The organism is Clostridium hominis (assembly GCF_014287825.1).
GTDB lineage: Bacteria > Bacillota > Clostridia > Clostridiales > Clostridiaceae > Clostridium > Clostridium hominis.
In genome coordinates, this window is the sequence record NZ_JACOOO010000050.1 from 1 (window position 1) to 5,848 (window position 5,848).

The 5,848-nt window shown below is 26.2% G+C and carries 6 protein-coding genes; 5 read left to right on the forward strand and 1 reads right to left on the reverse strand.

Going from position 1 to position 5,848, the window contains the following annotated elements:
• Positions 1-376: 376 nt before the first annotated feature.
• From H8S20_RS19800 to H8S20_RS19820, 5 genes are all read left to right on the forward strand, one after another.
• Positions 377-1,453 (forward strand): N-acetylmuramoyl-L-alanine amidase family protein, encoded by a 1,077-nt coding sequence (locus H8S20_RS19800; protein WP_186861157.1) that lies wholly within the window; start codon positions 377-379, stop codon positions 1,451-1,453.
• A gap of 265 nt (positions 1,454-1,718) precedes the next feature.
• Positions 1,719-2,951 carry a helix-turn-helix domain-containing protein gene (locus tag H8S20_RS19805; RefSeq protein ID WP_186861158.1) on the forward strand — a complete coding sequence of 411 codons (1,233 nt, stop codon included), beginning with the start codon at positions 1,719-1,721 and terminating at the stop codon, positions 2,949-2,951.
• 300 nt (positions 2,952-3,251) lie between these two features.
• Positions 3,252-3,740, forward strand: a complete 489-nt coding sequence (locus H8S20_RS19810; protein ID WP_186861159.1) for a hypothetical protein — start codon at positions 3,252-3,254, stop codon at positions 3,738-3,740.
• 621 nt (positions 3,741-4,361) lie between these two features.
• Complete coding sequence (locus H8S20_RS19815) at positions 4,362-4,772, forward strand: hypothetical protein (protein ID WP_186861160.1); 411 nt, start codon at positions 4,362-4,364, stop codon at positions 4,770-4,772.
• A gap of 269 nt (positions 4,773-5,041) precedes the next feature.
• Positions 5,042-5,260, forward strand: a complete 219-nt coding sequence (locus tag H8S20_RS19820) for a plasmid stabilization protein (RefSeq protein ID WP_186861161.1) — start codon at positions 5,042-5,044, stop codon at positions 5,258-5,260.
• A 280-nt stretch (positions 5,261-5,540) separates the two neighbouring features.
• On the opposite strand, the gene H8S20_RS20375 is transcribed toward H8S20_RS19820, so the two are convergent.
• Positions 5,541-5,848, reverse strand: a 308-nt coding sequence (locus tag H8S20_RS20375; protein WP_207725371.1) for a hypothetical protein, incomplete at its 5' end; no start/stop codon positions are given.

The following is a 5,848-nucleotide window of genomic DNA, read 5'->3' on the forward strand; positions in this document are numbered from 1 at the left end:
CAATTCATCAAATAAGCTTGTTACTTTAGTATATAATTTAATGAAAAAACATAATATCAATAGAGCAGATAGTATTCCTCTAATAGATGAACCATTAATCAAATCATGTGCTGAAAAAAACATTAAGAGTCCAAGAGTAAAATAACATGATAGTAAATTTTTTAATTCTTTTATTTTATTTAACATTTTAGAATATCCCTTCCAAGTGGCTATATAACATTGATAATTAAACGTTGAATTATACAAATTGTACCACAAAAATGGTTCCGCATCAAATTAATTAGCGATATTAGAATAATTTGTAAAAAAATATATATAGTGATAAAATTATGTTATAAAATATATAATAATGCATTTGGGGGAGTAAGTATTTATTATGAAAATTATATTTAGAGGAATTTTACTAACACTATCTATAATTTTGGGAGCAAACACTATATTACCATCGTATAGCATAAGGGCTGATGTTAAAAATGAAAATGAAGTTATTATCGTAGATGAATTAGTTGAAATATCTAAAGAACAATTAGATGAATTAAATAAGTTAATAGAAGAAAGTAATGGATTATATGAAGATTTAAATAGAAATTTAGATACAGATTACATTAAGTATATTCAACGAGCTGTATCTAAAGAAGAAGCAAAAAATATAAAAAATGCATATACAACAATTACAGGTTTTAAAGATTCACTAGGATACATAATAGGGTTTTCAACATTTGCAAGCTACATTTCGACTAAATCTAAATATGAAGCTGCAAAGTCATTTATTGTTAAATATGGGACTTGGGGAAGTAATATACTTTTGGTTGTAGGTTTTATTGGATCAAAATCAATTGATAAATTCACAAAAGAAGTACAAAGTGCAGTTGATGAAATGAATGATGTAGATGAGCTTCTTTTTAGAGTGGAATCAGATACTGTTTTAGAAGATCAAGGAATGTGCAGGTATGTGTTAAAAGTCCGTAAAGCAATTGGTTGGAATCAAAAAAATGGTAAGTGGTATTATATTTTTGATGATGGATCTACTGCAAAAGGCTGGAAGGAAATTGGAGGATTGTGGTATTATTTTGATACTTTAAATGGTGAAATGAAAACCGGGTGGCAATCAATAGGTGGAGCATGGTATTACTTTTGGGGCGGTGGCTCAATGGCTAAAGGCTGGCTTGATTTAAATGGTAATTGGTATTATTTAGATTCTACATATGGGTATATGAAAACAAATTGGCAACAAATAGGTGGAAAATGGTATTACTTCTACTCATCAGGAATAATGGCTACTAATATAGTAATTGATGGATGGAAAATAGATGGAAATGGTGTTGCCACTCCATTAAGAAGTGTACAAAATATAAGTGAAAGCTCTATAGATTTAGAAGTTAATGAAGATATAATAATTAAAATTTCAGATAATATTCCATCTATAGATGTTGAAACTGAAGAAGCTTTATAATATGGATATTTTAATAATAAATAAGATAAATTTAAAGAATGCGTAGACTACATGTATACGCATTCTTGTTTCTTAAGCTTTGAATATTATTAGGCATATGTTTTTTTATTAAAGGGGTAGCCTATTGATACTAAAATACAAATATTGTCTTAACTTTGTAAATCCACATTTTCCTGACGAAACCCCTTTTTACTTTTAAATTCAATGTTTTAGAAAATATATGAAATTATGATATAATAAAATGGCTAACAAAGGAGGTGAAGTAGTGGGACAAGCATTAAGAGTAAAAAAAGTAGAATATATAGATAAGGTTCATGGAAATAGTAAAGGGTGGATCACGAGAAGTTGTATAGATGAAAGTGGATATAGTCAATGGCATTATAAATATAAAGAACTTAAAGAAACAGACTTAACAGGAGAAAACATATATATAACATTAAATACATTCTATAAACCATGTAGAAGATTAGAATATATAAAAGAACTAAATGCTCTATTTATAGATTTAGATTGTTATAAAACTAAATTTACAAAAGAACAAATAATAATGAATTTAGAGGCGAATTATTTTAATAAAAAAATACCAACAACAAATTATATTTTAGATAGTGGTCGTGGACTAGGATTGTTATGGTTAATAAATAAGGTGCCAAGTCAAGCGTTACCATTATGGAAAGCAATAGAAGAATATTTATATAATCAATTAAAAGAATTTGGAGCAGATAGACAAGCTTTAGACGCAACAAGAATATTAAGAGTACCAGGAAGTATTAACACAAAATCAAAAACAGTAGTAAGCATATTAGATGAAATTGACTATATTTATGATTTAAGAGAAATACAAAAAGAGTTTCTTCCGGAATTGAAGCCAAAAGAAAAGAAAAAAGGTCGACTGAAGAAAATAAATTATATTTATAGAGAGAGAAGTTTATACTATGCAAGAATACAAGACATAACAAAATTATGTGAACTTCGAGAATATGATTTAAGAGGGCATAGAGAAGTAATATTATTTTTATATAGGTATTATCTTTGTAGCTTCACAGAAGACGTCCAGAAGGCGCTAGAAGACGTTTTGGAGTTGAATAGTATGTTTATATACCCATTAAAAGAAAATGAGGTTATAAGAGCAACTAGAAGTGCAGAAAAATGTTATTTAGATAAAAATAAAGAATACAAGTATAAAAATGATACTTTAATAGAGATATTAGAAATTACAGAGGATGAAGAAATTCAAATGCGTACAATAATTTCTAATAGAGAGTATAAGAGAAGGAAAAGAGTAAGAGACACTGAATATCAAAAAAATAGATATTTAGAAAAATTAAAATTAGATGGAAAAGTAACTGAAAAAGAAAAGCTATCACAAAGAAGGGCAAAAATAAAAGACCTTTTGGCAGAAGGTCTTAAGCAAAAAGATATATGTTTACGACTAAATATATCTAAAGATACCTATATTCGTGATAGAAAATATTTAAAAGAGCAAGGTTTAATGTAACCTTGTTCTTTTTGTATTATAAGAGATTTATTTAATTTAATCAAGAGGTAGCAAATTTTCTCGCCCTTGTATTATAGGGTTACGTAGTAACCTGTTCTATTTTTAGAACGAAATCGGAGTGGAGTTGACCTTTTACTATTTTCGATATATTTTATTTATGTTTAGATTAGGTAGACTAGGGGGTTGAGTTACTTAAAACGGCAAGGCGAGGAGTGTTATTATTTTTAATTTAGAGGATTTTAAAGAGTTTTAAAGAATACATTAAAGTAGTTTAATCTTTTAGAAATGAGGTTTTATACTATGTTAAGGACAGTTGAAGAAACTGCTATTCAATTAGGAGTGAGCAAAACTACAATTTATAATAAACTTAAGTTGAAAGAGTATAAATCTAGGATAGTTAAAAAGCAAGGAAAATCAATGGTTGATGACAGTTTATTCAACTTGATTCAAGAAAGTTTAAAAGTTCAAAATGAAGTTAAAAATAAAGAAATTGAGAATGACGTAAATGCAGAGATTTCAATAGATGAAGATGGTTTATTAAATTTGAATAAAGAGTTAATTGATAATTTATTAGAGCAACTTAAAGAAAAGGATAAGCAAATAGCAGAATTACATAAGCTAATTGAAAATAGTCAGATACTTTTAAAAGAAGAACAGAAGAAAAAAGACCAACAGTTATACTTAGCAGAACATTTTGAAGAAGTAGATAATAAGCTACAAGATCTAAGAGAAAAGATGGAGCAAAAAAGAAATGAGAAAAAAGGTTTATTTAAAATTTTTTCAAAATGATGTTTACAAATTAACTTTAAAAAGACTTTATTATTTATAGGGAAACTATAAGTAATAAAGTCTTTTTATTTTACATTTAGAAGAATAGCAAGCATAGAAAGTGAGTACCCACTTTCTATAATTTAAAAATCTAAGTAAAACTTAATTTTAAAATTATTTGTTAGGTAGTCCCTAAAACCGATTAATAAAAATTAATAAAGTAAGGATTATTTAGTTAGAAAATTAAATAGAATTTGAATGTGAAAACTCAAAGATCATAAATAAAAAATTAAAAAGTTATAAGAAAAATTATAGAATATACTCTAATTTCTCTTATAATTTTTTATTAATTTGAAGTATGGCAAAGTTGAGGAAAAGGTATGATTTTGATATGATTTATATATGATAAACCTGTATAATTGGAAACTTTTTTGTACCCAGGGAAACACTAGGCTTTGCCTAGTCACACAAATTTTTTGGGGGCAGTTTCCCCTTATGCTCTTATTAAATATCTTCCGGTTTAATTTCCAATTAAGATATTTAATATTTCATTATGGGTAAGTTTGATTAAACTTTTCAAAGTTTATAGGTGAGCGTAGTGAGGACAAAGTCCTAAATAATAATTTATAAGGAGAGAAAAACATGGCAAATAGAGAAAGAAAAATTTATATGCTTAGTAAAAAGAATGTTGATTATATTGAGGAGCTTAAAGAAAAAAGAGATTTAAAATATAATAGTGAGGCATTAGATTTAATTATAAGAGAGCATAGAACTAATTCAGATATGACTACAGAAGTTATGATTAAATTAATAGGAGAAAAGCTTGCAGAGCAATTAAAATCAGAACTATTAGGAATAAAAAAAGCTAGTAATGAAACTGATAAAAATACTCAAATTATAATCGAATTACTTAATGGTTTATTTGTAAAGAATGGATATAAAACTTTAGCAACTACAGATGATATTAAATGTGAAACGATAGACAGGACAAGAAAAATTGTAGAAGAGAGAATTGCAAAGAAGAGAGTCGCTAAATTAGATAGAGAGTATTAATTATATTTTTTTGTAGACCAACTGGAGTATTAAGTAACGGAGTGGAGAGCAGCGTAATGAGTAAGTTAATACGTAAGGCGGTAGAAATTTAACTTTTTAAAAGTTTAATAGAATGTTATTTGTAAAAGTGATATACTTTATTTGAGTTTTGATTTGCAAATTTTCCATAAGGTATTTGCTCCGTAAAGGACACTTTTTAAGTGTCCTTTTGTGATATAATAAAAAAGTAAATCAAAACTTAATTTAATAAAGAAAAGGAGATAAACTTTATGGAGAAAGAAATATTAGAAATTTTAAAAAGACTTGAATCTAAAGTTGATGGAATTGAAAAGAAGCTTGATGGAGTTGTAGAGCAAACTGCTGACTTAGTAGAGTTTAGAAGTGAGATATTAAATAAAGTTGATGGAATAAGAGATGATCTATCAACAGTTGAATTAGTTACGGCTAATAATTATAAAGATATTGCAAAGTTAAAAGCAGTAAAATAGAATGATAAAAAAGTTAAATTTCGTGTTGATGTACACGAAATTTAACTTTTTTTATTTTTAATTTATAAATACTAAACTCAAAAGGGGGATTTTTAATAAAATTACCCCTTACAAATGGCTTAAAACCGTTAAAAATATGATTTCGCAAAAACAACATTTAGCGAAATAAAGAAAGAGTTATAGAGTATGAATAAAGTATAATATTTAAAGTGATATAAGGGAGAATAAAGTAAAATTAAAGAAAAAATGAAACTGCGTAGAAGTATTTATACACAGTTTTTTAACTATTAAATAACTTAACTTTACAATAAGTTTTATATGAAAATGTTATAAATAATATTAGTGTACTTAATCCAAATATAAACCTATCTTCAGACAATAAATCAATAGATAGTAATATTAAAAATCCTAAATAAAAATATGAAAAAATTAAATGCTTTATAGATAAATTATTCTTTTGATTAGTAGACAATTCATCAAATAAGCTTGTTACTTTAGTATATAATTTAATGAAAAAACATAATATCAATAGAGCAGATAGTATTCCTCTAATAGATGAACCATTAATCAAATCATGTGCTGAAAAAA

Coding starts and splice junctions, on each gene's coding strand:
- H8S20_RS19815 (WP_186861160.1), top strand. CDS start 4,362: ATGGCAAATAGAGAAAGAAAAATTTATATGCTTAGTAAAAAGAATGTT.
- H8S20_RS19800 (WP_186861157.1), top strand. CDS start 377: ATGAAAATTATATTTAGAGGAATTTTACTAACACTATCTATAATTTTG.
- H8S20_RS19810 (WP_186861159.1), top strand. CDS start 3,252: ATGTTAAGGACAGTTGAAGAAACTGCTATTCAATTAGGAGTGAGCAAA.
- H8S20_RS19820 (WP_186861161.1), top strand. CDS start 5,042: ATGGAGAAAGAAATATTAGAAATTTTAAAAAGACTTGAATCTAAAGTT.